The 26753-nt window shown below is 71.6% G+C and carries 27 protein-coding genes, 1 tRNA gene and 1 pseudogene; 11 read left to right on the top strand and 18 right to left on the bottom strand.

The annotated features are described in order from the left end of the window. The first annotated feature begins 34 nt into the window (after nucleotides 1-34). The 3 genes from C7M71_RS16710 to C7M71_RS16700 all read left to right on the top strand — a co-directional run bounded on the left by C7M71_RS16710 (nucleotide 35) and on the right by C7M71_RS16700 (nucleotide 1926). Nucleotides 35-511: a phage holin family protein gene (locus C7M71_RS16710; RefSeq protein ID WP_111489905.1), complete on the top strand. Its 477-nt coding sequence runs from the start codon at nucleotides 35-37 to the stop codon at nucleotides 509-511. A gap of 140 nt (nucleotides 512-651) precedes the next feature. After that, nucleotides 652-1599, top strand: coding sequence for an alpha/beta fold hydrolase (locus tag C7M71_RS16705; RefSeq protein ID WP_111489904.1), 948 nt, complete (start codon nucleotides 652-654; stop codon nucleotides 1597-1599). Between the two features lie 123 nt (nucleotides 1600-1722). Next, on the top strand, nucleotides 1723-1926 hold the full coding sequence (locus C7M71_RS16700) for a hypothetical protein (protein ID WP_111489903.1): 204 nt from the start codon (nucleotides 1723-1725) through the stop codon (nucleotides 1924-1926). Nucleotides 1927-1956: 30 nt separating this feature from the next. On the opposite strand, the gene C7M71_RS16695 is transcribed toward C7M71_RS16700, so the two are convergent. Next, a complete protein-coding gene (locus C7M71_RS16695) occupies nucleotides 1957-2658 on the bottom strand; it encodes a metal-dependent hydrolase (protein WP_111489902.1) in 702 nt (233 codons plus the stop codon). A 262-nt stretch (nucleotides 2659-2920) separates the two neighbouring features. Beyond that, complete coding sequence (locus C7M71_RS16690; protein WP_111489901.1) at nucleotides 2921-4105, bottom strand: MarP family serine protease; 1185 nt, start codon at nucleotides 4103-4105, stop codon at nucleotides 2921-2923. A gap of 223 nt (nucleotides 4106-4328) precedes the next feature. Between C7M71_RS16690 and C7M71_RS16685 the strand changes: the two genes are divergently transcribed. Then, the gene (locus tag C7M71_RS16685; protein WP_162824279.1) at nucleotides 4329-5891 is read left to right on the top strand and encodes an MDR family MFS transporter; all 1563 of its coding nucleotides are present in this window, start codon (nucleotides 4329-4331) and stop codon (nucleotides 5889-5891) included. Nucleotides 5892-5978: 87 nt separating this feature from the next. Here the strand turns inward: C7M71_RS16685 and C7M71_RS16680 are convergent, their stop codons facing one another. Further along, a complete protein-coding gene (locus C7M71_RS16680; protein WP_111489899.1) occupies nucleotides 5979-6710 on the bottom strand; it encodes an NUDIX hydrolase in 732 nt (243 codons plus the stop codon). Nucleotides 6711-6712: 2 nt separating this feature from the next. Then, entirely contained in the window at nucleotides 6713-7516 is an 804-nt protein-coding gene (gene nth, locus C7M71_RS16675; protein ID WP_407675909.1) for an endonuclease III, read from the bottom strand. A gap of 198 nt (nucleotides 7517-7714) precedes the next feature. Between nth and C7M71_RS16670 the strand changes: the two genes are divergently transcribed. Continuing rightward, nucleotides 7715-8389, top strand: coding sequence for a Crp/Fnr family transcriptional regulator (locus C7M71_RS16670; RefSeq protein ID WP_111489897.1), 675 nt, complete (start codon nucleotides 7715-7717; stop codon nucleotides 8387-8389). 96 nt (nucleotides 8390-8485) lie between these two features. On the opposite strand, the gene C7M71_RS16665 is transcribed toward C7M71_RS16670, so the two are convergent. From C7M71_RS16665 to C7M71_RS16650, 4 genes are all read right to left on the bottom strand, one after another. After that, nucleotides 8486-9307 carry an MBL fold metallo-hydrolase gene (locus C7M71_RS16665; protein WP_111489896.1) on the bottom strand — a complete coding sequence of 274 codons (822 nt, stop codon included), beginning with the start codon at nucleotides 9305-9307 and terminating at the stop codon, nucleotides 8486-8488. Then, the gene (locus tag C7M71_RS16660) at nucleotides 9304-10179 is read right to left on the bottom strand and encodes an NUDIX hydrolase (RefSeq protein WP_175607697.1); all 876 of its coding nucleotides are present in this window, start codon (nucleotides 10177-10179) and stop codon (nucleotides 9304-9306) included. The genes C7M71_RS16665 and C7M71_RS16660 overlap by 4 nt, the downstream gene beginning before the upstream one ends. Before the next feature lie 103 nt (nucleotides 10180-10282). Beyond that, on the bottom strand, nucleotides 10283-10750 hold the full coding sequence (locus C7M71_RS16655) for a RidA family protein (RefSeq protein WP_111489894.1): 468 nt from the start codon (nucleotides 10748-10750) through the stop codon (nucleotides 10283-10285). Beyond that, nucleotides 10747-10908, bottom strand: coding sequence for a DUF4177 domain-containing protein (locus C7M71_RS16650; RefSeq protein ID WP_111489893.1), 162 nt, complete (start codon nucleotides 10906-10908; stop codon nucleotides 10747-10749). Before C7M71_RS16650 ends, C7M71_RS16655 begins: the two co-directional genes overlap by 4 nt. A gap of 230 nt (nucleotides 10909-11138) precedes the next feature. Here C7M71_RS16650 and C7M71_RS16645 point away from each other — a divergent pair, with 230 nt between their 5' ends. Both C7M71_RS16645 and C7M71_RS16640 read left to right on the top strand, forming a co-directional pair. Continuing rightward, a complete protein-coding gene (locus C7M71_RS16645) occupies nucleotides 11139-12194 on the top strand; it encodes an ArsA-related P-loop ATPase (RefSeq protein ID WP_111489892.1) in 1056 nt (351 codons plus the stop codon). Next, complete coding sequence (locus C7M71_RS16640) at nucleotides 12191-13459, top strand: ArsA family ATPase (protein WP_111489891.1); 1269 nt, start codon at nucleotides 12191-12193, stop codon at nucleotides 13457-13459. The genes C7M71_RS16645 and C7M71_RS16640 overlap by 4 nt, the downstream gene beginning before the upstream one ends. 119 nt (nucleotides 13460-13578) lie before the next feature. Here C7M71_RS16640 and C7M71_RS16635 read toward each other — a convergent pair whose 3' ends face one another. After that, complete coding sequence (locus tag C7M71_RS16635) at nucleotides 13579-13896, bottom strand: WhiB family transcriptional regulator (RefSeq protein WP_175607696.1); 318 nt, start codon at nucleotides 13894-13896, stop codon at nucleotides 13579-13581. Between the two features lie 382 nt (nucleotides 13897-14278). Here C7M71_RS16635 and C7M71_RS16630 point away from each other — a divergent pair, with 382 nt between their 5' ends. Then, on the top strand, nucleotides 14279-16567 hold the full coding sequence (locus C7M71_RS16630) for a transglycosylase domain-containing protein (protein ID WP_111489889.1): 2289 nt from the start codon (nucleotides 14279-14281) through the stop codon (nucleotides 16565-16567). A 120-nt stretch (nucleotides 16568-16687) separates the two neighbouring features. On the opposite strand, the gene C7M71_RS16625 is transcribed toward C7M71_RS16630, so the two are convergent. Then, nucleotides 16688-17149, bottom strand: a complete 462-nt coding sequence (locus tag C7M71_RS16625) for a GatB/YqeY domain-containing protein (RefSeq protein WP_111489888.1) — start codon at nucleotides 17147-17149, stop codon at nucleotides 16688-16690. A 281-nt stretch (nucleotides 17150-17430) separates the two neighbouring features. Here C7M71_RS16625 and C7M71_RS16620 point away from each other — a divergent pair, with 281 nt between their 5' ends. The 3 genes from C7M71_RS16620 (at nucleotide 17431) to C7M71_RS16610 (ending at nucleotide 19622) form a co-directional block, all read left to right on the top strand. After that, complete coding sequence (locus tag C7M71_RS16620) at nucleotides 17431-18360, top strand: D-alanyl-D-alanine carboxypeptidase family protein (protein ID WP_111489887.1); 930 nt, start codon at nucleotides 17431-17433, stop codon at nucleotides 18358-18360. 145 nt (nucleotides 18361-18505) lie between these two features. Then, complete coding sequence (locus tag C7M71_RS16615; RefSeq protein WP_111489886.1) at nucleotides 18506-19447, top strand: metallophosphoesterase; 942 nt, start codon at nucleotides 18506-18508, stop codon at nucleotides 19445-19447. Between the two features lie 101 nt (nucleotides 19448-19548). Continuing rightward, nucleotides 19549-19622, top strand: a tRNA-Pro gene (locus C7M71_RS16610). Nucleotides 19623-19718: 96 nt separating this feature from the next. Here the strand turns inward: C7M71_RS16610 and C7M71_RS30705 are convergent. From C7M71_RS30705 to C7M71_RS16575, 8 genes and pseudogenes are all read right to left on the bottom strand, one after another. Further along, nucleotides 19719-19952: pseudogene (locus C7M71_RS30705) on the bottom strand (DUF4097 family beta strand repeat-containing protein); the annotation flags it as partial. 18 nt (nucleotides 19953-19970) lie between these two features. Further along, entirely contained in the window at nucleotides 19971-20105 is a 135-nt protein-coding gene (locus C7M71_RS32650; RefSeq protein WP_265737662.1) for a hypothetical protein, read from the bottom strand. Between the two features lie 370 nt (nucleotides 20106-20475). Then, nucleotides 20476-20610, bottom strand: a complete 135-nt coding sequence (locus C7M71_RS32645; RefSeq protein WP_265737661.1) for a hypothetical protein — start codon at nucleotides 20608-20610, stop codon at nucleotides 20476-20478. Nucleotides 20611-20659: 49 nt separating this feature from the next. Further along, nucleotides 20660-21466 (bottom strand): SURF1 family protein, encoded by an 807-nt coding sequence (locus C7M71_RS16595; RefSeq protein ID WP_111489884.1) that lies wholly within the window; start codon nucleotides 21464-21466, stop codon nucleotides 20660-20662. Nucleotides 21467-21916: 450 nt separating this feature from the next. After that, nucleotides 21917-23209, bottom strand: a complete 1293-nt coding sequence (locus C7M71_RS16590) for a hypothetical protein (RefSeq protein WP_111489883.1) — start codon at nucleotides 23207-23209, stop codon at nucleotides 21917-21919. Next, entirely contained in the window at nucleotides 23206-23877 is a 672-nt protein-coding gene (locus tag C7M71_RS16585) for a SigE family RNA polymerase sigma factor (protein WP_111489911.1), read from the bottom strand. Before C7M71_RS16585 ends, C7M71_RS16590 begins: the two co-directional genes overlap by 4 nt. Nucleotides 23878-24329: 452 nt before the next feature. Then, on the bottom strand, nucleotides 24330-25400 hold the full coding sequence (locus C7M71_RS16580) for an aspartate-semialdehyde dehydrogenase (protein WP_111489882.1): 1071 nt from the start codon (nucleotides 25398-25400) through the stop codon (nucleotides 24330-24332). Then, nucleotides 25397-26677 (bottom strand): aspartate kinase, encoded by a 1281-nt coding sequence (locus tag C7M71_RS16575; protein WP_111489881.1) that lies wholly within the window; start codon nucleotides 26675-26677, stop codon nucleotides 25397-25399. Before C7M71_RS16575 ends, C7M71_RS16580 begins: the two co-directional genes overlap by 4 nt. Between the last annotated feature and the right edge of the window lie 76 nt (nucleotides 26678-26753).

Below are 26753 nucleotides of genomic sequence, written 5' to 3'. Positions count from 1 at the left end.
CGTATCGCACGCACTGCCAACGAGGAGGACCGCGATGTCCGCAGGAGCCGACGGCCTGTCCACGAGCGGGAGCACCGCGTTCAGCGGCGACGGGGACCGCTCGCTCGGTCAGCTGTTCTCGGCCGCGACCGCCGACCTCTCCTCACTGGTCCACGACGAGATCGCGCTCGCCAAGGCCGAGATCCGGCAGGACGTCAAGCGCGGGGTGGCCGGCGGCACCTCGCTGGCCGTCGCCGGGGTGGTGGCGCTGGCGGCCATCCCGATGCTGAGCTTCGCCTTCGCCTACGGCCTGCACGCACTGGGGATCACCCTCGGCTGGTCGTTCCTGATCGTGGCCGGCGTCTACCTGGTGCTGGCGGCGGTGCTCGGGCTGCTGGCGCTGCGCTCCTTCAAGAAGGTCGAGAAGCCGCAGCGCACCATCGACGGCGCCAAGGCCACCGCCGACGTCCTGAGGAAGGCCCGGCCCCGGCCGGCCACCGAGCAGGAGATCCACGCCGTCCTGGAGCGCTGAGCGGCGGCGGCCCCATCCGGCGGGGCAGGCAGGACCGGGCAGGCAGGATCGGGCAGCCAGGCTCGGGCAGGCCGGACCGGGCAGGGAGCACCGGTCGGGTGCCGGGCCCGGCCCGGGCCCCGATATGACACGCTCTCGGTATGCCGCTCCACGAGAACCCCGCCCAGTCCCCCGCCCCGGGCACCTGGAACGTCCGCCTGGACGGCCCCTGGACGCACCGGGACGTGGCCGCCAACGGCGCCCGCTTCCATATCGCCGAGCTCGGCGAGGGGCCGCTGGTCCTGCTGGTGCACGGCTGGCCGCAGTTCTGGTGGACCTGGCGGCACCAGCTGATCGCCCTCGCCGACGCCGGCTTCCGTGCGGTGGCGATGGACCTGCGCGGGGTCGGCGGCAGCGACCGCACCCCGCGCGGCTACGATCCGGCCAATCTGGCGCTGGACATCACCGGAGTGATCCGCTCGCTGGGCGAGCGTGACGCCGCGCTGGTCGGCCATGACTCGGGCGGCTTCCTGGCCTGGGTGGCCGCGGTGATGCGCCCGTCGCTGGTCCGGCGGCTGGCAGTGGTCTCCGCGGCGCATCCACGGCGGCTGCGCCGGGCGCTGCTCAGCGACCGCCGGCAACTGGCGGCGTATGAGCATGTGCTGGGCTTCCAGCGGCCGTGGGTGCCGGAGCGGCAGCTGATCGCGGACGACGCGGAGCAGGTCGCCCGCTATCTGCACGCCTGGACGGCCACCGCGGCGCTGGACGAGAAGTCCATCGCCAACTACCGGCAGGCGATGCAGATCCCCAGCACCGCGCACTGCTCGATCGAGCCCTACCGCTGGCTGATGCGGTCGATGGCACGGCCGGACGGCTTCCAGTTCTCCCGCCGGATGAAGCGCCCGGTGCGGGTGCCCACGCTCCATCTGCACGGCGCCCTCGACCCGGTCCTGCTGACCGGTACGGCGGCGGGGTCCGGGGAGTACGTCCAGGCGCCGTACCACTGGCGGCTGCTGGACGACATCGGGCACTTCCCGCATGAGGAGGACCCGGCCGGGTTCACCTCGGAGCTGGTGACCTGGCTGCGGGACGGCTCACTGGACCGGTAAGCCACACACCAGCCGTCTACCATACCTTCACATGCTGACCATAAGTTAATAGGACACGTGCATAGGCCAATTGGAGTCGCCCGCAGGCGATTACCCCAGCGGCCCCACGGGCATGGGTTCTCCATGACCTGGATGCACGAGCGTGCCCACGCGTCCCGGACCCGGCGCAGGACCACCGCGCCGACGCCCTCCCTCGACCAGACCGCCGCCGATCCGGGCCCAGCAGCGCTGCGCCCGGAGGAGGCCGGACGGCTGGGCATTCCGCACATCCTCGGGCGGCGTGCCCGCTGGATGACCGCCCGGCTCCGCCCGGGCACCCGCGCCTGACCGCGCTTCTCCCGCCCCGGCGGCGCGGCGTCAGCCGACCACGGTGGGGGAGAGCGCCGTGAACCAGAGCAGCGCCACGGTGGCGACGCTCATCAGCGGCACCAGCACCTTGGTCTCCACCTTGTTGCCGGTGTGCTTGATCAGCACGGTCTCGTAGCGCTGCCGGTGCGGCCAGAAGAGCGGTGCGCCCTGCTTGGTGAGGCAGTCGCCGAGCAGGTGCGCCAGGCATCCCAGGCCGACGGCGTACGGGAGCCAGCCCGGCGCATTGGGCATCCACCGGTCGATGCCGGCGGTGCCGAGCGCCGCCAGGCCGACCACCGTGATCCACGCCGAGGTCCCATGGCCCGGCGGGCAGAGGTGCAGCGCCCGGATCGCCAGGGCCAGCAGGAAGAAGGTCATGCCCAGGGTGAACCACCGCCCCGCGTAGCTGATCCCCGCCCAGGTGCCGGCGGACATCAGCGCGACAAAGAGGAACGAGTGGGTGGCGTGCCGGTGGCCGCCGGAGATCCAGGCGACCAGGCGGCAGAGCAGCTTGGACAGCGGCCCCAGGAAGTTGGCGATGGTGCCGTCGTGGTGGTCCAGGTCGGGCAGCAGGGCCGCGCCGGCGCAGAGCACGGTGCCCATCAGTATGTCGCTGGGCTGAAGGTGTATGTCGAGCAGCAGCGGCGGCAGAAACGGTGCCGAGGCCGCGTAGAGCATGGCTCCGCTGACCGCGTGCGAATGACCCATCATGCCGCCGGCTCTCCCCCTGCCCCCGCTGGGGCGCTGACCACGCCTGGACCCATGCCCGCCCGGGCGCGGCACCGACTGAGGCTGGGCCGACCGGGTGAGCGCCGCTGACGCTATCAGCCCGCACCGCCCCCAGCGCCGTGCCACTCGGAGCGCCACGCCGCCTGCAGAGCCGGGCCGTTCAGGGGCCGCGCCGCTCGCAGAACCGCGCCGCTCGCAGAACCGCGCTACTCGGAGGGCCGCGCCGCTCAAAGGTCCGCGCCGCTCAGAGCGCGCAGCCCTGGGTGTCCACCCGTGCCGTGGAGGCGGCGCCCTGCCGGGCGTCGGGCAGCACCTCGGCGGCGGTGAGGGCATAGCCGGTGTCGGGGCTGTCCAGCGACTTGGCGAAGATCACCCCGTACACGCGGCCGTCCGGGGTGAGCAGCGGGCCGCCGGAGTTGCCCTGGCGCACCAGCGAGCGCACCGAGTAGACGTCGCGGACCACCTGGCCCCGGTGGTAGATGTCCGGGCCGTTGGCCTGGATGCGGGCGCGGAGCCGGGCCGGCTGGACGTTGAAGGAGCCGTTCTCGGGGAAGCCGGCCACCACGGCGCTGTCGTTGGTGCCGGCCTCGCCGGCGAAGGTCAGCGCAGGGGCCTCCAGCCGGGGCACGTCCAGGACGGCGACATCCCGCTGCCAGTCGTAGAGCACCACGGTGGCGTCGTAGAGCCGGCCGACGCCACCGATCTGCACGGTGGGCTCATTGACCCCGCCGACCACATGGGCGTTGGTCATCACCCGGTGCGGGGCGAAGACGAAGCCGGTGCCCTCCAGGGTCTTGCTGCAACTGGTGGCGGTACCGACCACCTTGACCACGGACCGCCGGGCGTTGGCCACCGCCACGCTGCCGGCCAGCGCCGGGTCGGGCGCCTCCACCTCGGTGATGGGCTCGTTCTCGAAGGGGTTGAAGACCTGGGGGAAGCCATTGCGGGCGAGGGCCGAGCTGAAGTCGGAGAACCAGTTGGGCGCACTGGCGGGCAGCGCCTGCTGCACCTCGCCGAGCACCCGGGAGCTGCGGACCTCCTTGGAGATGGTGGGCAGCGAGGTACCCGCCAGCGCGGAGCCGATCAGCCAGGCCACCAGCAGCATGGCGACCACATTGACGACCGACCCGCCGGCGGCGTCGACGACCTGGCCGCGCCGCCTGCCGATCCGGCCCCGCAACTGCCAGCCGTAGTGGGTGGTGACGGCCTGTCCGATCGAGGCCAGCACGATCACCACCACCACGGCGACCACCGAGGAGGCCGTGCCGGGGCTGACATGCTTCAGGACCAGCGGCAGCAGTTGGACGGCGGCCAGCCCACCGCCCAGGAACCCCACCACCGAGAGGATGCCGACCACGAACCCCTGCCGGTAGCCGGACCAGGCAAAGCCGACAGCGGCGACGATCAGCAGTACATCCAGGACGTTCACCCGGACACCCTCCCACGGCTCTCCTCGCGCGGTGGGCGTTGGGCCCATGCACTGACTCCCCCGCTGCGGCCCTCATCATGCGGGCATACGCCCCATTCCAGCCGGTGGTTCATGAGGGGAGCATCAGGGGAAGTTGCTCCAAGCAACTAAATATGGTAGAATTAAAATGGTGCGAGAAGACTCAATACCCCCCGCTGATGTCCCGGCGAAAACCTCCGGGCCGATGACCCACCGCCAGATCCTGGTGGTGATGTTCGGACTCATGCTCGGCATGTTCCTGGCCGCGCTCGACCAGAGCATCGTCGGTACGGCCATGCCGAAGATCGTCAGCCAGTTCAACGGCCTGGACCACATGTCCTGGACGGTGACCGCGTACCTGCTGACCTCCACGGCCGCCGTCCCGCTCTACGGCAAGATCTCCGACCAGATCGGCCGCCGTCCCGTCTACCTCTTCGCCATCGTGATCTTCCTGGTCGGCTCCGCGCTGGCCGGCATGTCCCAGAACATGGGCCAGCTGATCGGCTTCCGCGCCGTGCAGGGCCTGGGTGGCGGCGGCCTGATGTCGCTGTCGCTGGCGATCATCGGCGATGTCATCCCGCCCCGTGACCGAGGCCGCTATCAGGGCCTCTTCGGCGCGGTCTTCGCCGTGTCCAGCGTGGCCGGTCCGCTGCTCGGCGGCTTCTTCACCGACCACCTCAGCTGGCGGTGGATCTTCTACATCAACCTGCCGGTCGGTGTGGTGGCGCTCTTCGTGGCCGCCGCCGTACTCAAGATCGACCAGCGGAAGCAGAAGCACACCATCGACTGGGCGGGCGCGGCCCTGCTGGTCGGCGGTGTCACCGCGCTGCTGCTGGTGACCTCCTGGAGCGGCACCGCCAACGGCTGGACCTCCGCCACCACCCTGCTGCTCGGCGTCGGCGGCGTGCTGGCGCTGGTGCTCTTCGCCCTGGTGGAGCGGCGGGCCGCCGAACCGATCATGCCTCCGCACCTCTTCCGGGACCACACCTTCTCGCTGACCAGCGGGATCGGCTTCGTGGTGGGCCTGGCGATGTTCGGCGCCATCATCTACCTGCCGATCTACCTCCAGGTGGTGCGCGGCGACTCGCCGACCGGATCGGGCCTGCGCATGATCCCGATGATGATCGGCCTCCTGGCCGCCTCGATCATCTCCGGTCGGGTGATCAGCAAGACCGGCACCTACAAGATGTGGCCGCTGCTGGGCACCTCGGTCACCATCGTCGGGCTCGTCCTGCTCTCCCGGCTCCGGCTGGACACCTCGATGTGGCTGCTGGGCCTCTTCATGGTGCTGATGGGCATCGGCCTGGGCTGTGTGATGCAGGTGCTGGTGCTGGCCGTGCAGAACTCGGTCGAGATGAAGGACATGGGCGCCGCCACCGCCGGGTCGATGTTCTTCCGCTCCATCGGCGGCGCCTTCGGTACCGCGATCTTCGGCACCGTGCTCACCAGCCGGCTCAACCACCACATCAGCGAGGGTGTGGCTGCCGCCGGACTCAAGGGACAGGGCGGCGGCGGCTTCGCCGCAGGCGGCGAGGAGAAGCTGACCTCGGGCGGCCGGGCCGCCATCGAGCAGCTGCCGGTGCAGCTCCAGGACATCGTGCTGAATGGCTTCGTCAAGGCCCTGGACGACCTGTTCCTGGTGGGCATCCCGTTTGTGCTGGTCGCCCTGGTGCTGGCGTTCTTCATCCGCGAGGTGCCGCTGCGCGGCCACGGCGGCGGCCAGGACCAGGACAAGGCGGAGCAGGCCCCCATCCCGGTCATGGAGTAACCCGGTCATGGAGTAGCCCGGGCATGGAGTGACCAGGAGAAACCGGTCGTACGACCCCGGCGGGTGCGGGAGACCCGCCCGCCGGGGTCACCCGCCGGGGGTCAGCTCCGGGCCGGGGTCCTGGACCCGGTCGGGCTCCCCGAGCGCCAGGCCGAAGGCGTCCTCGGAGAGCCGCACCACCCGGGAGTGGTCCCATGGCCGCTCCAGCCCGCTGTAGTGCAGCACCCGGTCGATCACCCCGGCGGTGAACCCCCAGACCACCTGCCCCGCCACCAGGAAGGCCGGCCCGGTGAAGCCGCTGGGATGGCGCAGCCGGGCCCGGTTCGCCGGATCGGTCAGGTCGGCCACCGGCACCCGGAAGACCGAGGCCACCTCCGCCGGGTCCACCGGCCCGACCGGGGAGGGCGACCGCCACCAGCCCAGCACCGGGGTCACCACGAAGTCGCTGACCGGGATGTAGAGGTCTGGCAGCACCCCGAAGACCTGGATGCCCGCCGGATCCAGCCCGGTCTCCTCCTGCGCCTCCCGCAGCGCCGCATTGACCGGACCCGGGCCGCTAGGGTCCCCGTCCTCCGGATCCAGCGCGCCGCCGGGGAAGGACGGCTGCCCCGCGTGCGAGCGCAGCGACCTGGCCCGTTCGATCAGCAGCAGGTCCGGACCCTCCGCCTGCTCGCCGAAGAGCATCAGCACCGCCGAGCGCCGTCCGCCCACCGGCGGCGGCAGAAACCGGCTCAACTGCTGCGGCTCCACCCGCTCTGCCGCGTCCCGCACCGGCTGAAGCCAACCGGGCAGCCCCTCCCGCTCGACCGCCACGCCCATCCTCAGGAGTCCTCCTCCATCGCCTTGATCGCCGCCGCCTCTCCGGGGAAGTTGGCCGGCGGCTTGAGCCGCTGGCCGGGCTTGCCGCCCATCTCGTACTTCAGCAGCTTCCTGGCCTTCTCCGGATCGGTCTCGCCCTCGCCGTACGACGGGCAGAGCTCCGCGATCGGGCAGGCGCCGCAGGCCGGTCTGCGAGCATGGCAGATCCGCCGGCCGTGGAAGATCACCCGGTGCGAGAGCATCGTCCACTCGCTCTTCGGGAAGATCGCACCGACCGCCGCCTCGATCCGCTCCGGCTCGGTCTCCTCCGTCCAACCGAAGCGGCGCACCAGCCGGGCGAAGTGGGTGTCCACGGTGATCCCGGGGACGCCGAAGGCATTGCCCAACACCACATTGGCGGTCTTGCGCCCCACCCCCGGCAGGGTCACCAGGTCCTCCAGCCGGCCCGGCACCTCCCCGCCGAACCGGTCCCGCAGCGCGATCGAGAGCCCGATCAGCGACTTCGCCTTGGCCCGGAAGAAGCCGGTCGGCCGGATCATCTCCTCCAGCTCCTCCGGCACCGCCGCCGCCATGTCCTCCGGCGTGGGGTACTTCGCGAAGAGCGCGGGCGTGGTCATGTTCACCCGCAGGTCGGTGGTCTGCGCCGACAGCACCGTCGCGACCAGCAGCTGGAAGGGATCCTCGAAGTCCAGCTCGGGATGGGCGTAGGGATACACCTCGGCCAGCTCACGGTTGATCCGCCGAGCCCGGCGGACCATGCCCAGCCGGCTCTCCTGCTTCGGGCTGCGCACAGGGGTCTTGGACACCCGACCAGCCTACGGCCCACCACCGACAGCGATCAGGAAAGCGATCAGGAAGGTGCCCGATCCGGGCCGTATGGCACTACACACCACCCCCCTCCTCATATGATCGACAGGGGATACGTCATCCTTGTGATTGATCGCACTGTTTTCCCGTCGTGCATGATGGGGAGCCGGATGACCCGGCCGAACAGGAGGAAGCTCGTGGACGATGTTCTGCGGCGTGCCCCGCTCTTCGCGGCACTCGACGACGAGCAGTCGGCGGAGCTGCGCGCCTCGATGACCGAGGTGACCCTCGCGCGCGGCGAATCGCTGTTCCACGAGGGCGACCCCGGCGACCGCCTCTATGTGGTGGTCGAGGGCAAGATCAAGCTGCATCGCGCCTCGCCCGACGGCCGGGAGAACATGCTCGCCGTCCTGGGCCCCAGCGAGATGATCGGCGAGCTCTCCCTCTTCGACCCGGGCCCGCGCACGGCCACCGCCACCGCGCTCACCGAGGTCAAGATGCTGGGCCTCGGCCACGGCGACCTCCAGCCGTGGCTGCACGCGCGCCCCGAGGTCGCCATGTCGCTGCTGCGGGCCATCGCCCGCCGGCTGCGCAGGACCAATGACAGCATGTCCGACCTGGTCTTCTCCGATGTCCCCGGCCGAGTCGCCAAGGCCCTGCTGGACCTCTCCCGGCGCTTCGGCGTGCAGTCGGAGGAGGGCATCCACGTGGTGCACGACCTCACCCAGGAGGAACTGGCCCAGCTGGTCGGCGCCTCCCGGGAGACGGTCAACAAGGCGCTCGCCGACTTCGCCGGCCGAGGCTGGCTGCGGCTGGAGGCCCGCGCGGTGATCCTGCTCGACGTGGAGCGCCTCGCCCGCCGCTCCCGCTGAGCCCCCCTCTCGCAGCGGACCGCAGGGGCCGGAGACCATACGGTGTCCGGCCCCTGCGCCGTACGGACGCCCGGGCCCGGTCAGGGTCGGATCAGGTCAGATCAGCCCGTGCTCGTCCAGGTACTCCAGCTGCGCCCGCACCGAGAGCTCGGCGGCCGGCCAGAGCGCCCGGTCCACATCCGCGTACACCTGAGCCACCACCTGCGCCGGAGTGCGGTGGCCCGCCTCCACCGCGGTCTCCACCTGCGCCAGCCGGTTGGCCCGGTGCGCCAGATAGAAGTCGACCGCGCCCAGCGCATCGCCCAGCACCGGCCCATGGCCGGGCAGCACCGTCACCACCCCGTGCCCGGCGGCGAGGGCCCGCAGCCGGCGCAGCGAGTCCAGGTAGTCGCCGAGCCGCCCGTCCGGGTGGGCGACCATGGTGGTGCCCCGGCCCAGCAGCGTGTCGCCGGTGAGGATCGCGCCGTCGGCGACCAGGTGGAAGGAGAACGAGTCGGAGGTGTGGCCGGGGGTGCCGACCACCCGCAGCTCCAGCCCCCCGACGGTGATCACATCGCCATGGTGCAGCCCCTCGTCGCCAAGCCGGTGCGCCGGGTCCAGCGCCCGCACCGGGGTGCCGGTCAGCTCGGCGAAGCGGCCCGCGCCCTCGGCGTGGTCGGCGTGGCCGTGGGTGAGCAGGGTCAGCGCGACCCGGCGGCCGGCCTCCTCCACGGTGCGCACCACCGCCCGCAGATGCCCCTCGTCCAGCGGCCCCGGGTCGATCACCACCGCCTGGTCCGACCCCGGCTCGGCGACGATCCAGGTGTTGGTGCCGTCCAGCGTCATCGGGGACGGGTTGGGGGCCAGTACGCAGACCGCCCGCTCGGTCGCCGGGCCACCGATCCGCGCCAGCGGTGCGCCGGGGAGTATGCCTGTCATCGTCCACCGCCCGTGCCGGCCGGGAAGTCCAGCGTGAGGTGCTCGTACCCGGGCCAGCGCACTGTCACCCGGTCCCCGTCCACCCGGGTCTCCGCCATCACCGGGGCCAGGCTGCGGTCGCCGGACGCGGCGAGCGCCGCCTGCGCGGTGGTCAGCGGGGACAGTTCGCGCAGCACCGTGACGGTCGGCGGCAGCATGCCCATCCGTCCCGCCTCGACGCCCGCCACCGCCTCGGCGGGGCCCATCCAGACCACCCGGTCCGCCTCCCCGGTGGTGTCGGCGGCCCGCTGCCCGGCGGGCAGCGCCGCGACGAAGAACCAGGTGTCATAGCGCCGCTCCTCGAACTCGGGAGTGATCCAGCGCGCCCAGCCGCCCAGCAGGTCGCTGCGGAGCACCAGGCTCCGGGCCCGCAGGAACTCCGCGAGGGAGAGGTCGTGGGCCTCCAGCGCCGCCCGGTCCCGCTGCCACCCCTCGCCGGAGGTGTCGGAGACGACCGAGCCGCCGTCGGGCCCGGCCAGCAGCACCCCGGACTCCTCGAAGGTCTCCCGTACGGCGGCGCAGACCACCGCCTGCGCGGTGGCCGGGTCGGTGCCCAGCCGCCGCGCCCACTCCTCGGGCGGCGGTCCGGCCCAGCCGACATGCAGCTCCGCGTCGCGCGGGTCCACGGCGCCGCCCGGGAAGGCGTACATCCCGGCGGCGAAGGCCATGGAGGTGCGGCGCCGCAGCAGATACGCCTCGGGCGCCGGGCCCGCGTCCCGCAGCAGCACCACGGTCGCGGCTTGGCGCGGCTGCGGCGGCTGGTACTCCCCGGCCGCCAGCGCCCTGATCCGGGCCGGCCACGACGGCGGCATCGCACTGTGCTGATCACCCATGGGCGGATGCTACGGCCCCGCGCCCGGAAAGCGAACGGGTCGCTCCCTGGGACGCGGGGCCGCCAACGGGTCCGGTACGGGTCCGGTACGGGTCCGGTACGGCTCAGCCGGCCGAGACCCGTACCTGGATCTCCACCTCGACCGGGGCGTCCAGCGGCAGCACCGCGACGCCGACCGCGCTGCGGGCGTGCACCCCGGCGTCGCCGAGGACCTCGCCCAGCAGCTCGCTGGCGCCGTTGACGACGCCCGGCTGACCGGTGAAGTCGGGGGCCGAGGCGACAAAGCCGACGACCTTGACGACCTGCTCGATCCGGTCCAGGTCGCCGATGACCGACTTGACGGCGGCCAGCGCGTTGAGCGCGCAGATCCGGGCCTGCGCCTTGGCCTCCTCCGCGGTGACCTCGTCGCCGACCTTGCCGGTGTGCTCCATCTTCCCGGCGACCAGCGGCAGCTGGCCGGAGGTGAAGACGAAGTCGCCGGAGCGCACGGCCGGGACATAGGCGGCCAGCGGCGGGACGACCTCCGGCACGGTCAGGCCGAGCTCTGCCAGGCGGCTCTCGACCTTGCTCATGCCTGCTTCTCCCGCTTGAGGTAGGCCACCAGCTGCTCAGGGTTGCTGGGTCCCGGTACGACCTGCACCAGCTCCCAGCCGTCCTCGCCCCAGGTGTCCAGGATCTGCTTGGTCGCATGCACCAGCAGCGGCACGGTCACGTATTCCCACTTGGTCATGGGGCGACTCTAACGGCTGCGGCGGGCAGCCCCTCCGGCATCCCGGCCACCCATGTGAGGTCCGACACAAAAGGCCGCAAATCCCCCTCCGCACCGGGGGCTTCCCCCCATCCGCCGGGCGGGCTGGTTACGCTCGCCGCGTGGGCACTCCCCTGTTCGGGCAGGCGTTCAACGGGGCAGGCGTTCACCAGGCGGACAAGCGGACGGAGCCGGGCGGGATGAGGTCGAGCATGGCGCGCACGCCGGATGGAGGTCCGGACTGGGAGGGCGTCCGGCTGCATGTGGTCAGCGGCAAGGGCGGCACCGGCAAGACCACCGTCGCCGCGTCCCTCGCCCTGGCGCTGGCCGCCGAGGGGCGCCGCACCCTGCTGATCGAGGTCGAGGGGAGGCAGGGCATCGCCGAACTCTTCGGCATCGCCGCCCTCCCCTACGAGGAGCGGAAGATCGCCTCGGTCTCCCCGGCACAGCTGGGCCTGCCGGGCGGCGCCACCGGCGAGGTGTTCGCCCTGGCCATCGACCCGGAGCAGGCGCTGCTCGAATACCTCGACATGTTCTACAAGCTCGGCCGCGCGGGGAAGGCGCTGAAGAAGCTGGGCGCCATCGACTTCGCCACCACCATCGCGCCCGGGCTGCGCGATGTGCTGCTCACCGGCAAGGCGTGCGAGGCCGCCCGGCGCAAGGGGCCGGACGGCCGCCGCGCCTATGACGCCGTGGTGATGGACGCCCCGCCGACCGGGCGGGTGACCCGGTTCCTCAACGTCAACACCGAGGTGGCGGGCCTGGCCCGGTTCGGCCCGATATACAACCAGGCGCAGGCGGTGATGCGGGTCATCAGATCGCCGGAGACCGCCGTCCACCTGGTCACCCTGCTGGAGGAGATGCCGGTGCAGGAGACCGTGGACGGCGTCGGCGGGCTGCGCGAGGCCGGGCTGCCGGTCGGCGGCATCGTGGTGAACATGGTCCGGCCGCCGCTGCTGGACGAGGCGGCGGTGCGCGCCGTCGACGGCGACCACCGCGAGGAGGTGGCACAGGCGCTGGTCGACGCCGGTCTGGGCGGGCGGTCCCGCACCCCGGCCACGGTCCGCGCCCATGTGGAGCCGCTGCTGGACCCACTGCTGGACCAGGCCCGGGAGCACTCCGCGCGGGTGCTGCTGGAGCGCGACCAACGCGCCGACCTGGCACAACTCGACCTGCCCTCGTATGAACTCCCGCTGCTGGGCGGGGGCGTGGACCTCGGGGGCCTCTACCGGCTGGCGGCCGAACTGAAGAAGCGGGGGGCGGCGTGACCGCGGGCACGGGCAGCACTCAGGACACCACACCGGACACGGCTCAGGGCACGGCTCAGGGCACCACGCCGGACACGACTCAGGACACGACGCTGGACATCGACGCGCTCATCGACGCCCCGGAGACCCGGATCATCGTCTGCTGCGGCTCGGGCGGGGTCGGCAAGACCACCACGGCCGCAGCGCTCGGGGTGCGGGCGGCGGAGCGCGGCCGCCGGGTGGTGGTGCTGACCATCGACCCGGCGCGGCGGCTCGCCCAGTCCATGGGCCTCAGCGAACTGGACAACACCCCCCGTCCGGTGAAGGGCGTCTCCCCCGACGCCGGCGGCAAGCTCTGCGCCATGATGCTCGACATGAAGCGGACGTTCGACGAGATCGTCATCGCCCACTCCGACCCGGAGCGCGCCCGGACGATCCTGGAGAACCCCTTCTACCAGTCCCTGTCGGCCGGCTTCGCCGGGACGCAGGAGTACATGGCGATGGAGAAGCTGGGCCAGCTGCGCGCCAGGGACGAGTGGGACCTGATCGTGGTCGACACCCCGCCCAGCCGCTCCGCGCTGGACTTCCTGGACGCGCCCAACCGCCTGGGGTCGTTCCTGGACGGGCGGTTCATCCGGGTGCTGATGGCCCCGGCCAAGGTGGGCGGGCGCGGCGCCATGAAGTTCCTCGGCGCCGGAATGGGGCTGGTCACCGGAGTGCTCGACAAGGTGGTCGGCGCCCATGTGCTGACGGATGTGCAGACCTTTGTGGCCGCGCTGGACTCGATGTTCGGCGGTTTCCGGGAGCGCGCCGACCGCACCTACAAGCTGCTCCAGGCCCCCGGTACGGCGTTCCTGGTGGTGGCCGCCCCCGAGCGGGACGCGCTGCGCGAGGCGGCGTACTTCGTCGACCGGCTGGCGGCCGACCGGATGCCGCTCGCCGGGCTGGTGCTCAACCGGGTGCACACCACCGGCGCCCCACAGCTCACTGCGGAGCGGGCGCTGGCCGGAGCCGAAGCCCTGGAGGAGAACGGTTCGGAGAACGGTGCGGGATCGGAGAACGGGCCGGACCGGTCGGCAGCCGCCGCCGAGTCGCTGGCCGCCGGGCTGCTGCGCCTGCACGCCGAGCGGATGCAGGTGATAGGGCGTGAGCAGCGCACCCGGGACCGCTTTGTCTCGGTCTACCCGGATGTGCCCATCACCGAGGTACCGGCGCTGCCCGGAGACGTCCATGACCTGGACGGCCTGCGGGAGATCGGGGTGCGGCTGAGCGCCGCCCCGGCCTGAGCCGAACCGGGAACCGTACCGGGGACCGTCCGGGGCTGACGGTGCCATGGCAGCGCGGTGCCATGGCGGTGCGGTTCAGGCGGTGCGGGTTCAGGCGGTGCGGGTTCAGGCGGTGCGGTTCAGCCGGCCTGTGCGTAGTCCGGAGCGCCGGTGGTCACCGACTGCTCGTACTCGGTCCGCGCGGTCTCCAGCAGTCTGCGCCACGAGGTGACCGTGGGCCGCCGCCGCAGCAGCGCCCTGCGCTCACGCTCCGTCATCCCGCCCCAGACGCCGAACTCCACGCGGTTGTCCAAGGCGTCGGCCAGGCACTCGGTACGCACCGGGCACCCGCTGCACACCGCCTTGGCACGGTTCTGCGCCGCCCCCTGAACGAACAGTTCGTCCGGATCACTCGTGCGGCAGGCGGCCTGCGCACTCCAGTCGTCAACCCAGCTCATGCTGGCGCCGTCCTCTCCCGAATCGAGGCTCCCCCACGGCGGCAACGGCATATTCACCGCTGCCAGTTGAGGACGTTACGGAAGAACGGGAACTTGCAACAGCCCCTCGGGGCCCAATCTCGAATGGTCCGAACGGACTATGGGTGCCCATGACGTCACTCGCTGGAGTGACCGCAGCCGAGGGCCATGGTCCGTGCGCCAGCGGAGGTTTCGGGGACCTCCGGGCGCCGGAGCGCGCCTGGCATACACCCGCGATCCGGGCAAATCTCATCACCCACAAGAGTGAGCACTGAGCGATCACGGAACTTGTCGCAACCTTGTGACAAGCCTAAGCGAACATATGGCCAGCTGTCCGGGATTCCCAGGACGTAGTCTTCTCCCCATGGCACAGAAGCGCTCGGGCTCACCCCTGGACAAGGCCAAGCTCGCCGTGAACTTCGCCGGCGCCAGCGTCCTGGCCGGCCTCCTCACCGCCGGACTGGCCCTCCCCGCCGCCGGCGCCCTCGGCCTCACCGCGAAGAACACAGCGGACAGCTTCGACAGCATCCCAGCGGACTTCAAGACCCCGCCGCTGTCCCAGGCGTCCTATATCTACGACGCCAAGGGCGGCTTGATCGCCAAGGTCTACGACCGCGACCGCACCATCGTGAAGCTGGACGACATCGCCCCGGTGATGCGCCAGGCCCAGGTCGACATCGAGGACGCCCGCTTCTACGAGCACGGCGCCATCGACCTCAAGGGCGTGCTCCGCGCGATCACCAAGAACGCCGAGTCCGGCAGCGTCCAGGGCGCCTCCACCCTTACCCAGCAGTATGTGAAGAACGTCTTCGTCGAGCAGGCCGGCGACGACAAGGACAAGTTCCTCGAAGCGACCCGGCAGACCCTGGGCCGCAAGATCCAGGAGCTGAAGTACGCGATCAAGCTGGAGGAGGACCTCACCAAGGACGAGATCCTCACCAACTACCTCAACATCACCTTCTTCGGGAACCAGGCGTACGGCATCGAGGCGGCGGCCAACCGCTACTTCAGCACCCACGCCAAGGACCTCACCCTCCCCGAGGCGGCCATGCTCGCCGGCCTGGTCCAGAACCCCTCGGCGTACGACCCCACGCTCCACCCGCAGGCCGCCAAGACCCGCCGCGACACCGTGATCCGGCGGATGGCCGACCTCAAGCACATCACCGAGGCCGAGGCCGAGAAGGCCATCGCCACCCCGATGAACCTCAAGTACTCGCCCCCGCAGAACGGCTGCATCACCGCCAAGCAGGGCATGGGCTTCTTCTGCGACTACGTGCGGAACGTGATCAAGACCGACAAGGTCTTCGGCAAGACCAAGGCGGACCGGGTCAAGCTGCTCTCCCGTGGCGGCCTGAAGATCTTCACCACGCTCGACCCCACCGCCCAGGAAAGCGCCCAGAAGGCCGTCACCCAGAAGGTGTACGCCAAGGACCCGGTCGCCGCAGCGGTCACCATGGTCAAGCCGGGCACCGGCAGGATCCTCGCCATGGCGCAGAGCCGCCCGTACGGCCTGGACGCCAAGAAGGGCCAGACCCAGGTCAACTTCAACGTCGGCAGCGACTTCGGCACTGCCAACGGCCAGCAGGTCGGCTCGACGTTCAAGCCGATCACCGCCGCTGCCGCCATCGACGGCGGTATGCCCGCCACCCAGGTGTTCTCCTCGCCGAACAAGATGCCCTACCCGAACATGTCGACCTGCAACGGTCAATGGGTCAACGTGGAAGGGGCGGTGGTGCCGAACGAGAGCGCAAGCGAGATCGGCCCCTATGCGATGCAGGAGGCCATGGCCAAGTCGGTCAACACCTACTTCGTGCAGATGGAGCAGCAGATCGGCATCTGCTCCGTAAAGAAGATGGCCGAGAAGCTGGGCCTGGGTGTCGCGGCCACCGGCAAGCGGATCCAGCAGGTCGGCGCCCTGACCCTCGGCACCGAGAGCTTCGCCCCGCTGCACATGTCCAGCGCCTACGCCGCCTTCGCCTCCCGGGGCACCTACTGCAACCCGATCGCCATCACCTCCATCACCTACGGCAGCAAGCGGCTGAGCGTCCCCAAGTCCACCTGCCGGCGGGTGATGTCGGAGAAGACCGCTGACACCATAAACACCCTGCTGCTCGGCGTGACCCAGGACGGCACCGGTACGCAGGCCGGCCTCACCGACCGCCAGAGCGCTGGCAAGACCGGTACCACCGACGGCCGGCTGAACGCCTGGTTCACCGGCTACACGCCGGACCTGGCCGCCTCGGTGTGGCTGGGCGACCCGATGCAGAACCGCGAGATGCGCAACATCACCATCGGCGGCACGTACTTCAGCAGCGTCTACGGCGCCGACGGTCCGGGCCCGATCTGGCGGACGGCCGTCTCCGGAGCCCTCGTCAACACTCCGGCCAGCCAGTTCACCACCGTCGTCATCCCCAAGCCCGAGCCGCCCAAGCCCAAGAATGACGACCCCAAGGGCGACGACAAGGGCGACGACAACAAGACCGGCGACAACCGCGCGCCCGGTCGCGGCCCCGGCCGCGGCCACGGCCCGGGCCAGCCCTCGGGTCAGACCATCGCCGGTCCCGGCGGCTTCTCGCTGCCACCCGGCCTCGGCGGCGGCCAGGCCGACGCCAACGGGGACAACGGCACCGACGGGGACACTCCCGCCCCCTGATCCCGCCGCTTCCCCTCACTGCTCACTGCTCACCGCGCAAGGGGGCACCCCGGTTTCCCGGGGTGCCCCCTTGCTGCTGCTTACGGCTTGCCGGTGCGTGTGCTGATGCGTACGGCCCGCTCAGCCGACCAGGGCCCGCTTCACGGCGGCGGCCACCCGGCCGCCCTCGGCGCGGCCGGCGACCTTGGGGTTCACGATCTTCATCACGGCGCCCATCGCCCGTGGCCCCTCGGCACCGCCCGCTGCGGCCTCCTTCACGGCCTCGGCCACCAGGGCGGCCAGCTCGTCGTCGCCCAGCGGCTGCGGCAGGTAGCCCGCCAGCACCTCGCCCTCGGCGCGCTCACGCGCCGCCGATTCGGTACGGCCGGCCTGCGCAAAGGCGTCGGCGGCCTCCCGGCGCTTCTTCGCCTCGCGCGTGATCACCGCGCGCACCTCGTCCTCCGAGAGCTCGCGGGCCTCCTTGCCGGCTACCTCGGCGTTGGTGATCGCGGTGAGCGTCAGCCGGATCGTGGACGAGCGGATCTCGTCCCGGGCCTTGATCGCAGCGGTGAGGTCGTCCTTCAGCTGCTTCTTGAGCGTCATACCCCCCATTGTGCCGTCGCCCGTCGCCGTACCGCCGCGCATTATCGGCGTGGCCGACCGGTTCGGGCGCAGCCGCCCCAGGACCGCGCCCTGAAGCGGGCCCCCGGCGCCGGGTCGGCCGGTATGAGGTGACGTGACGTCATATCCGCCCTGTGGGAAGCCTGTCGGATCGCCTCGGCCCGCCCCAGGGCTTCCTTCCCGCGCACAACCCTTCCGGGCCATCGGACGTCCTACTCCCCGGATCAGTCCGATCATCAGACTTGCCTTGAAACGGAGCACCCATGAGATCCGGGTTCACCGGCATCCGCCGCCTGGCCGCCGCCATGACCACCGCCGCCGCGCTGCTGGTGGCGGTCCCGGCCGCACCGGCCCAGGCCGCCACCGGGCCCTCCGGAATCGGCGCCAAGGGCGCCATCCTGCTCGACGCCTCCAACGGCAAGGCCCTGTGGAGCAAGTCCGCCGACACCAGTCGGCAGATGGCCAGCACCACCAAGATCATGACGGCCGCCGTGGTGCTGAGCACCAAGGGCGTGAACCTCAACCGCCAGATCACCATCAAGAAGGAGTACCGCAGCTACGTCGCCAACAAGGGCGCCTCCACCGCGGACCTGCGCACCGGCGACAAGCTCACCGTCTCGCAGCTCCTCTACGCGCTGCTGCTGCCGTCGGGCTGCGACGCCGCATACGCCCTCGCCGACAACTTCGGCACCGGCAAGACCATGGCCGCCCGCACCTCGGACTTCATCGCCAAGATGAACGCCAAGGCCAAGTCGCTGGGCCTGAAGGGCACCCACTACGACTCCTTCGACGGCATATCGTCCAAGGGCAAGAACTACACCACCCCCCGGTCGCTGGCGCTGCTCACCCGGTACGCCATGGACAACAAGACCTTCCGCACCGTGGTCGCCAGCACCAAGACCAGCCAGAAGGCCACCAACGGCCGGGTCTACACCTGGTACAACACCAACAAGCTGCTCGGCGCCTACAAGGGCGCCGTGGGCGTCAAGACCGGCACCAGCACCCCCGCCGGCCCCTGCCTGGTCTTCGCCGCCAACCGCAACGGCCGCCTGGTGATCGGCGTGCTGCTGAACGACTCCAAGGACCGCTTCAAGGACGCCGCCACGATGCTCAACTGGACCTACGGCGTGAAGAAGGCCGCGACCACCACCTTCGTACCGCGCAGCCTGCCCAAGGGCGCCCCCACCGACTGACCCCGCCCGCTCCTCCCTGCCTCTCCCTGCCTCACGGGGCGGGCCGCAGCCGCACACCTCGGCCGGCCCGCCCCTCGCGCATCCGCCCCTCGCACATCCGCCCCTCGCAGATCCACGCTGACCCGCCGTCTGCGACCATGGACCGATGCGACCGCTGTACGCCGTCCCCCTGGGAATCGCCGCCACCGGCGCCGCCTGCCTCGCCTACTCGGCGGGGTACGAAGTGCGCGCCTTCCGCCTCCGCCGAGTCGAGATCCCGGTGCTGCCGCGCGGCGCCCGGCCGCTGCGCATCCTCCAGGTCTCCGACATCCACATGGTCTCCGGCCAGCGCCGCAAGCAGCGCTGGCTGCAGAGCCTGGCGGCACTCCGGCCCGACCTGGTGGTCAACACCGGCGACAACCTCTCCGACCCGGAAGCGGTACCGGAGACCCTGGACGCGCTCGGCCCGCTGATGGAGTTCCCCGGCGCCTATGTCTTCGGCTCCAACGACTACTACGGCCCGGTCGCCAAGAACCCGCTGCGCTACATCGGCGCCCGCCTCTCCGGCAACCACGGCCTCAACACGGCGGACGGCGGGGCACGCCGAGGCATCTCGGGGGCGGTCCACAACCCCTGGGAGCAGCTGCGCGACGGCTTCGACTCGGCCGGCTGGCTCAACCTCACCAACACCCGGGGCCGACTCAAGATCCACGACCTGGAGATCGCCTTCACCGGCCTGGACGACCCGCACATCCGCCGCGACCGCTACACCCAGGTCTCCGGCGGCCCCGAGCCCTCCGCCGACCTCTCCCTGGCCGTGGTCCACGCCCCCTACCTGCGGGTACTCGACGCCTTCACCGCCGACGGCTACCCCCTGATCCTGGCCGGCCACACCCACGGCGGCCAGGTCTGCATCCCCTTCTACGGCGCCCTGGTCACCAACTGCGACATCGACCCGGACCGGGTCAAGGGCCTCTCCACCCACGCCGCCTCCGGCCACAGCTCCTACCTGCACGTCTCCGCCGGCTGCGGCACCAACCGCTACACCCCGATCCGCTTCGCCTGCCCCCCCGAAGCCACCCTCCTCACCCTCGTCCCCCGCCCCTGACCAGCAGCGCAGCCCCCTGCCCCACCACCCCGAAACCGGATTTCGTCTCCCGCCAGCGGTCCGGTAGAGTACTACTCGTCGCGCCGGAGACGGCGCGGCACCGGGGTGTGGCGCAGCTTGGCAGCGCGCTTCGTTCGGGACGAAGAGGCCGTGGGTTCAAATCCCGCCACCCCGACCCAGTAGTACAAAGTCAGGGCCCTTCCGGAGAGATCCGGCAGGGCCCTGCTTCGTTGTGTGTGGCCAACGGTGCAGGTGAGGGGCCGGGGCGGGCTCAGCTGCCGTCGTGGAGCAGGGTGATGTCGCCGGTGGTGGTGCTTGCGGCGATGGTGCGGCTGCTGCTGTCCGACCGGGGTACGTCGCCGGGGTGGGTGTCGCCGACGGCGGTCCGCAGGTCCAGGCGGTAGTCGGACGGGCCGTCGGGGAGGTGCACGGTGACGTCGCCGTTGGTCGAGGCGGCCCGGACCTGGGTGGGCGCGGTGGCGAAGGAGAGGTCGACGTCGCCGTTGGTGGTGACGGCGGTGGTCTACGCGGCGCGTACCCCGGTCGCGGAGATGTCCCCGTTGGTGACGGTGACGTTGAGCGGTGTGGTGAAGTCGGACGCGGTCACATCCCCGTTGCCGCCCTTGACGGTGACCTCGACGCCGCGCGGGACCTGCACCAGATGGTGGACGCGGCAGGTTCCGATGCCCCAGCCGCAGTCGACCTTGAGCTTCAGGGTGCTTCCGCTGATGTTCTCCCCCTGGTGGTGTGCGCACCACGCTATGGCCTGGCGGGCGACCGCTCGATCCGGTCTGCTGGTGTGCCGGGGGTGGGGAGAGCCCCCGGCATGTCCTACGGCCGGACCATACGTGCCAAGGCATCGACCGCCTCGGCGGGCGGGCCGTCGGAGGCGGGAGCGGCGACGGGTCTGCGAACGCGTTCGGCGCGCACCGTCCGGAGCCCGGAGTCGGCGAGGTCGGCGAGGTCGGCGAGGATGCCGTCCCGGGTGAAGAGGACGGCGGGGTCCTGCGGGCCGCCGGTGCCCTCGGTCAGGTTGGTGGTGTCGTGGCCGACCGCCAGCAGGGTGCCGCCCGGTGCGAGGGCCGTGCCACCCAGCGGTTCGGCTCGGCACCCCAGACCAGGTTGGTGGCGGCGTAGCGGGCGTCCCAGTCGCGGTCGTCCATCCGTGACCCTCCGGGGGTCGTACCTGTCGGGGCGGGCCGCCGGGTGGGGTCAGGCGGTGCCGGGTGCCGGGGTCCGCTCCTCGGGTTCGGGGAGCAGGCCGAGGGCCCGGTCGTGGGCGGCCTCGGCCTCGCGGCGGACCAGCCGGAACCACATGAAGACCACAAAGCCCGCGAAGACGAACCACTCCAGGGTGTAGCCGAGGTTCTGGAAGGCCCGCAGGGTGAGCCCGTTGCCGCCCTCGGGCTGCACGGTGGGCACGGCGGTGAGGCCCGCCGGGGCGTCGTCGGCGGCGACCCAGCCGTCGTAGACCTCGTACGGCAGGACGTTGACCAGGGTGGCCGGGCTGATCATGCCCAGTTGGCCGGCGGGCAGGCCGCCCGCGACCGCGCCGCCGGTGCTGCTGGACTCGGGGGCCTGGAGGCGGCCGGTGACGGTGACCTGTCCGGTGGGTACGGGCGACTTGTCGGCGGTCGGCGGGTCGCCCGCGTGCCAGCCGCGCACCACGGCGACCGCATGGCCGTCGGCGGTACGCAGCGGGGTGAGGACGTAGTAGCCCTGCTTGCCGTCGACGGTGCGCTGCGGCACCAGCAGTTGGTGGGCGGGGTCGTAGGTACCGGTGGCGGTGACGGTGCGGCCCACGGTGTCCGTGCGGACTGTGGCGGGGGTGCCGAGCACCTGGGCGAGGGGGGCGGCCGGTGTGGTCGCGGCGGCGGTCCGGCCGGTGTCGCGGTGGGTCTCGACGCGTTCCTCGAACCGTCCGAGCTGCCAGGTCCCCAACCACAGGCAGACGGCCACGGCGGTCACCGCGAAGAGGTGGATGCCGATCCAGCGCGGGGTCAGGAGGAACCGGTACACACCACCACCGTAACGAGTGCGCCCCGGCCCCGGGCACCAGGGGGCCAGCCGGGTCGGCTGTTGTGTCGGTGAAGTATCGAGTCGGGACGGTGGCGGCTGGGGGCGTCGGCGGCCGAGAGCAGGGGACCGCCGATCGCTGCAATGCCCGACGGACGGAGCCCGGGTCGAGTCGACAGCTGGGGGCGAGCCTCAACGGCAGAGTCCACCCCGGCCCTGGGCACCAGGGGGCCAGCGGGGTCCGCTGCGGTGTCGGTCGCGCAGCCGGGGCGAGTCGGGCTGGCGGCGGAGGGCGAGCCTCGGCGGCCGAGAGCCAGTGTCCGGCGGCACGGCCGGGCGGCCGGGCGGGTGGGTATGGAGCGGGGACGCGCCCACACCGGACACCGTCCGCCGGGCGCGTCCCCGCTTCTCCTCCCCCTCCGAGGTCCCCTCCGGGGCCGCAGGCCGGGCCGGTCAGCCGGCGGGCAGCGGTCCGGTGCGGTAGACGGTGCCGGAGCAGGCACCGGGGATGGTCGCCGGGCCCACCATGGGGGCCCCGGCGGCCGGGGTGTGGCTGAGGCTGACGCTGCTCCTGGCCGCCCCCTGGCTATCGGTGGCGGTGGCCGCGACGGCCGCCGTACCCTCGCCCCCGGTCTCCCCGGCGGGGCCGTCGCCCTCGCTGGGACTGCTGCTCGGGGTGGTGCTGGGGGTGGTGGTACAGGCGGTGCTGTTGGAGCCGTCGGGCACCCAGCCGAACCGCACCTGGTACCCGGCACCGGGCTGGAGCAGCAGGCGGTCGGACCCGGTCGACGGGTCGGGCAGCCCGGTGGCGGGGTCGCCGCCGGTGTGGACCAGGATCGGGATCCTTGACGCGTCGGTGCCGGTCGCCGCACTCACCCATACCGTTCCGGCACCGTCGATGACACAGGACTCGACGGAGGAGTTAACCACCAGGAAGGAGCCGTAGACCTTGCCGCTGGAGTCGGCCGACTCGACCCGGGTCGTCCCCGCGCCCAGTTGGGCGGATCGGCAGACGGGTGCGTCGGCGCTGCCCTTCGGGGACGACTGCTCGGAGTTGATCGGCCAGCCGTCCGGTGCAGCGGGGACGCTCTGCCCCATCGCCGGTTCGGTGGAGAGCGCGAAGGAGCCGCCGCTCGGGTCGCGGACGCCGACGCCCGGCGCGAGGGTGGTCGTGCCCGGGAGGGGGAGGGCGGCAGGCGGGGTGGCTCCGTCGCCCCACGACGGGGAGGGAACGGAACCGCCCTGGTCCGGGTCCTGCACCGGCCCGGCGGCCGAGACCCGGCCCTGGTTCTGCGAACCGGCGGCGGTGCGCAGTGCGGGTACCGCCGCCACCGCGAGCAGCAGCACGGCGGCGGAGCCGACCCATGCCTGGCGGCGGCGGGCACGGCGCTGCGGCACCGCGCGTTGGATGCGCTGAAGGGCGTCGGGCGTGGGGTGCAGCTCGTCCACGGCGTTGCGCAGCATGGCGCGGATCTCGCGCTCCACGGCGTCCAGACCGTCAGACCCACCGTCGAGTTCATGGCCGAGTTCATGGCCGAGTTCATGGCCGAGGTCGGGGTCGGTCTGCGGGCGGCCCACAGCAGCGGAGGCGTCCCGTACCAGCCGCAGGTGGGCGGCCGGCACCGGTTCGCCGGTCGGCGCCTTCCGCTCCGGACCACCGGGCTCCTGAGCCTCCCCGGGTGCCTGCGGCATGCCGGGTTCGGGGCCCTCGGCCGACGGCAGGCCGGGGCGTTCGCCGCCGCTCATGTCTGCGCCTCCATGCGGACCCGCAGGGCCGCCAGGCCACGCGAGCCGTACGCCTTGACCGAGCCCACAGAGATGCCCAGCGTCTCGGCCACCTGAGCCTCCGTCATATCGGCAAAGTAGCGCAGCACCAGTACCTCGCGCTGGCGGCGCTGGAGGCCGCGCAGGGCGTCCTTGAGCTGGTCGCGCTCCAGGGCCTCGTACGCCCCCTCCTCGGCGCTGGCCATGTCGGGCATCGGCTTGGGCAGCAGCCGCAGCCCGAGGATGCGCCGGCGCAGGGCCGAGCGGGAGAGGTTGACCACGGTCTGCCGCAGGTATGCGAGGGTCTTCTCGGGCTCGCGGACGCGGCGGCGGGCGGCATGCACCCTGATGAACGCCTCCTGTACGACGTCCTCGCAGGAGGCGGTGTCGTCGAGCAGCAGGGCGGCGAGACCGAGCAGGGAGCGGTAGTGCGCGCGGTAGGTCTCGGTGAGCAGGTCGACGCTGGTGCCCTCGGCGGCCGTCTCCACCGTCGCTGCCCCGCCACGCTCAGCGGGTCGGAGCACGGCCGGGAACGGCGTGATCACGGCTGCTCCACCGACGGACGCCGAAGCCGGAACCGGGACCGGGACGGGTGCGAGAGCGAACAGGGCAGGTCTCTTCCGGGCTGCGGGACGGGCGGGCGCCGCCATGGGGGCGAGCAGGGCCGAGCGCTGTACGGCGCTGCGGCCCAGGACGGCTCTGCCGTCGGCCGCACCGACGCCTCTGCTCTCCACACCCAGCATCTCCGCCACGACTGTTGGACACTCGACCCCCCGTCACGGTTGCACTGCCCCGGTGGCTTTCTTCTTTCTTCGCCGCCTGCCCCGCACCGCCCGCGCTGCGGGGGCGACGGCTGCCGGTGGTTGCACCACCGTAATCGGCCGCCGTGTGGACATCGCAGTGCCCCCCTCCTGCCGCGCGCGGGCATCAGTGCAGTTCCGGGGCCTATCCGGACAAAGCAAAGCCCCCTCGGAGGAGTTCGCAGAACTCCCCCGAGGGGGACACGCACCGGAGGTGCGAACGGTTGCGCGTGGGACTCAGGAAGTCCTCAGCGATTCCCAGTCGACGCTCAGCCGGCGCTCAGCCGGCGCTGATGCGCCGCTCAGCCGGCGCTGAGCTCCGCCGCGATCAGCTCCGCGATCTGGGCGGTGTTGAGCGCCGCCCCCTTGCGCAGGTTGTCGCCGCAGAGGAACAGGTCCAGCGCCAGCGGGTCGTCGACGGCACGGCGCACCCGGCCGACCCAGGTGGGGTCGGTGCCGACGACGTCGTTGGGGGTGGGGAACTCCCCCGCGCCCGGGTTGTCGTACAGCACCACGCCGGGGGCCTCCCGCAGGATGCCGTGCGCCCGCTCGACGGAGACCTCGTTCTCGAAGACCGCGTGCACGGCCAGCGAGTGGGTGGTGATCACCGGGATGCGGACGCAGGTCGCGGAGACCCGGAGGTCCGGCAGGCCGAGGATCTTGCGGGACTCGTTGCGGACCTTGAGCTCCTCGGAGGACCAGCCGCCCTCCTTGAGGGAGCCCGCCCACGGCACCGCGTTGAGCACCAGCGGCGCCGGGAAGGGGCCGGTGTCGCCGACGGCGGCGCGCAGGTCGCCGGTGGCGGTGCCCAGCTCGGTCCCGGCCACCTTGGCGATCTGGTCGCGCAGGGTGTCCACGCCGGGCTGACCGGCGCCGGAGGCCGCCTGGTACGAGGCGACGACCAGCTCCTTGAGGCCGAACTCGGCATGCAGCGCGCCAAGAGCGACGATCATGGAGAGGGTGGTGCAGTTGGGGTTGGAGATGATGCCGCGGGGGCGGTTGCGGGCCGCCGGGGCGTTCACCTCGGGCACCACCAGCGGAACGTCGTCGTCCATCCGGAACGCCCCGGAGTTGTCGACGGCGACCGCGCCCCGGGCGGCGGCGACCGGCGCCCACTGGGCGGAGACCTCGTCCGGGACGTCGAACATGGCGACGTCGACGCCGTCGAACGCCTCCTCGGAGAGCGCGATGACCTCGACCTCCTCACCGCGCACGACCAGCTTCTTGCCGGCCGAGCGGGGGGAGGCGATGAGCCGGATCTCGCCCCAGACGTTCTCCCGGGTGGAGAGGATGTCCAGCATCACGGTGCCGACGGCGCCGGTGGCGCCGACGACGGCCAGGGTGGGCTTGCGGGCGGGGTCGGCGGCGGTCATCGGCCGGTACCTCCGTAGACGACGGCCTCGTCGGACTCGCTGTCCAGGCCGAAAGCGGTGTGGACGGCGCGTACGGCCTCGTTGACGTCGTCGGCCCGGGTGACCACCGAGATGCGGATCTCGGAGGTCGAGATGAGCTCGATGTTGACGCCCGCGCCCGAGAGCGCCTCGAAGAAGGCCGCAGTGACGCCGGGATTGGAACGCATACCCGCTCCGACCAGGGAGATCTTGGCGATCTGGTCGTCGTAGCGGAGCGACTCAAAGCCGACGACGGCCTTGGCCTTCTCCAGGGAGTCGATCGCCCGGTGGCCGTCGGCCATGGGCAGGGTGAAGGAGATGTCGGTGAGGCCGGTGGCAGCCGCCGACACGTTCTGCACCACCATGTCGATGTTGATCTCGGAGTCCGCGATGGCGCGGAAGATGCGGGCCGCCTCGCCCGGCTTGTCCGGCACCCCGACGACCGTGACCTTGGCCTCGGACGTGTCGTGGGCGACTCCGGAGATGATCGCCTGCTCCATCTCGCCCCCTTCGGGCTTCGTCGGCTTCTCGTTGCTGACCCAGGTACCCACGTGGCCGGAGAACGACGACCGCACGTGGATGGGCATGTTGTAGCGGCGCGCGTACTCCACGCAGCGGTGCAGCAGGACCTTGGACCCCGAGGAGGCCAGCTCCAGCATGTCCTCGTACGCGATCCAGTCGATCTTGCGGGCCTTCTTCACCACGCGCGGGTCGGCGGTGAAGACGCCGTCCACGTCGGTGTAGATCTCGCAGACCTCGGCGTCCAGCGCGGCGGCCAGCGCCACCGCGGTGGTGTCGGAGCCGCCACGACCGAGGGTGGTGATGTCCTTGCTGTCCTGGGAGACACCCTGGAAGCCGGCCACGATCGCGATGTTGCCCTTGTCCAGGGCGTTGCGGATGCGGCCCGGCGTCACGTCGATGATGCGCGCTTTGTTGTGGACCGAGTCGGTGATGACACCTGCCTGGCTGCCGGTGAACGACTGGGCCTCGTGGCCCAGGGATTTGATCGCCATCGCCAGCAGCGCCATGGAGATGCGCTCTCCGGCGGTCAGCAGCATGTCGAGCTCGCGTCCGGCAGGGATGGGGGACACCTGCTCCGCGAGGTCGATGAGCTCGTCCGTAGTGTCGCCCATCGCGGACACCACGACGACGACCTCATGGCCGTCCTTCTTGGTGTCCACGATCCGGCGGGCGACGCGCTTGATGCCCTCGGCATCCGCAACGGAGGAGCCGCCGTACTTCTGCACGACAAGGCCCACGTGCGCTCCTCGATCGGTGTGTCTTGCGGTCGACCCAGTCTAACGAGCAGGGCTCCGGGGCCGCCGATATTCCACA

This window comes from Peterkaempfera bronchialis (assembly GCF_003258605.2).
Taxonomy (GTDB): domain Bacteria; phylum Actinomycetota; class Actinomycetes; order Streptomycetales; family Streptomycetaceae; genus Peterkaempfera; species Peterkaempfera bronchialis.
The sequence above is the reverse complement of the archived record's forward strand: the minus strand, read 5'-3'. Positions and strand labels throughout refer to the sequence as shown.

What these genes read in the sequence shown, in the direction of transcription:
- C7M71_RS16620 (WP_111489887.1), top strand. Translation starts at nt 17,431, where the DNA reads ATGAGATCCGGGTTCACCGGCATCCGCCGCCTGGCCGCCGCCATGACC.
- C7M71_RS16705 (WP_111489904.1), top strand. Translation starts at nt 652, where the DNA reads ATGCCGCTCCACGAGAACCCCGCCCAGTCCCCCGCCCCGGGCACCTGG.
- C7M71_RS16685 (WP_162824279.1), top strand. Translation starts at nt 4,329, where the DNA reads ATGACCCACCGCCAGATCCTGGTGGTGATGTTCGGACTCATGCTCGGC.
- C7M71_RS16615 (WP_111489886.1), top strand. Translation starts at nt 18,506, where the DNA reads ATGCGACCGCTGTACGCCGTCCCCCTGGGAATCGCCGCCACCGGCGCC.
- C7M71_RS16635 (WP_175607696.1), bottom strand. Translation starts at nt 13,896, where the DNA reads ATGAGCTGGGTTGACGACTGGAGTGCGCAGGCCGCCTGCCGCACGAGT.
- C7M71_RS16580 (WP_111489882.1), bottom strand. Translation starts at nt 25,400, where the DNA reads ATGACCGCCGCCGACCCCGCCCGCAAGCCCACCCTGGCCGTCGTCGGC.
- C7M71_RS16680 (WP_111489899.1), bottom strand. Translation starts at nt 6,710, where the DNA reads ATGGGCGTGGCGGTCGAGCGGGAGGGGCTGCCCGGTTGGCTTCAGCCG.
- C7M71_RS16590 (WP_111489883.1), bottom strand. Translation starts at nt 23,209, where the DNA reads ATGAGCGGCGGCGAACGCCCCGGCCTGCCGTCGGCCGAGGGCCCCGAA.
- C7M71_RS16710 (WP_111489905.1), top strand. Translation starts at nt 35, where the DNA reads ATGTCCGCAGGAGCCGACGGCCTGTCCACGAGCGGGAGCACCGCGTTC.
- C7M71_RS16650 (WP_111489893.1), bottom strand. Translation starts at nt 10,908, where the DNA reads ATGACCAAGTGGGAATACGTGACCGTGCCGCTGCTGGTGCATGCGACC.
- C7M71_RS16700 (WP_111489903.1), top strand. Translation starts at nt 1,723, where the DNA reads ATGACCTGGATGCACGAGCGTGCCCACGCGTCCCGGACCCGGCGCAGG.
- C7M71_RS16630 (WP_111489889.1), top strand. Translation starts at nt 14,279, where the DNA reads ATGGCACAGAAGCGCTCGGGCTCACCCCTGGACAAGGCCAAGCTCGCC.
- C7M71_RS16585 (WP_111489911.1), bottom strand. Translation starts at nt 23,877, where the DNA reads ATGGCGGCGCCCGCCCGTCCCGCAGCCCGGAAGAGACCTGCCCTGTTC.
- C7M71_RS16665 (WP_111489896.1), bottom strand. Translation starts at nt 9,307, where the DNA reads ATGACAGGCATACTCCCCGGCGCACCGCTGGCGCGGATCGGTGGCCCG.
- C7M71_RS32645 (WP_265737661.1), bottom strand. Translation starts at nt 20,610, where the DNA reads ATGGACGACCGCGACTGGGACGCCCGCTACGCCGCCACCAACCTGGTC.
- C7M71_RS16695 (WP_111489902.1), bottom strand. Translation starts at nt 2,658, where the DNA reads ATGATGGGTCATTCGCACGCGGTCAGCGGAGCCATGCTCTACGCGGCC.
- C7M71_RS16660 (WP_175607697.1), bottom strand. Translation starts at nt 10,179, where the DNA reads ATGGGTGATCAGCACAGTGCGATGCCGCCGTCGTGGCCGGCCCGGATC.
- C7M71_RS16645 (WP_111489892.1), top strand. Translation starts at nt 11,139, where the DNA reads ATGGCGCGCACGCCGGATGGAGGTCCGGACTGGGAGGGCGTCCGGCTG.
- C7M71_RS16655 (WP_111489894.1), bottom strand. Translation starts at nt 10,750, where the DNA reads ATGAGCAAGGTCGAGAGCCGCCTGGCAGAGCTCGGCCTGACCGTGCCG.
- C7M71_RS16625 (WP_111489888.1), bottom strand. Translation starts at nt 17,149, where the DNA reads ATGACGCTCAAGAAGCAGCTGAAGGACGACCTCACCGCTGCGATCAAG.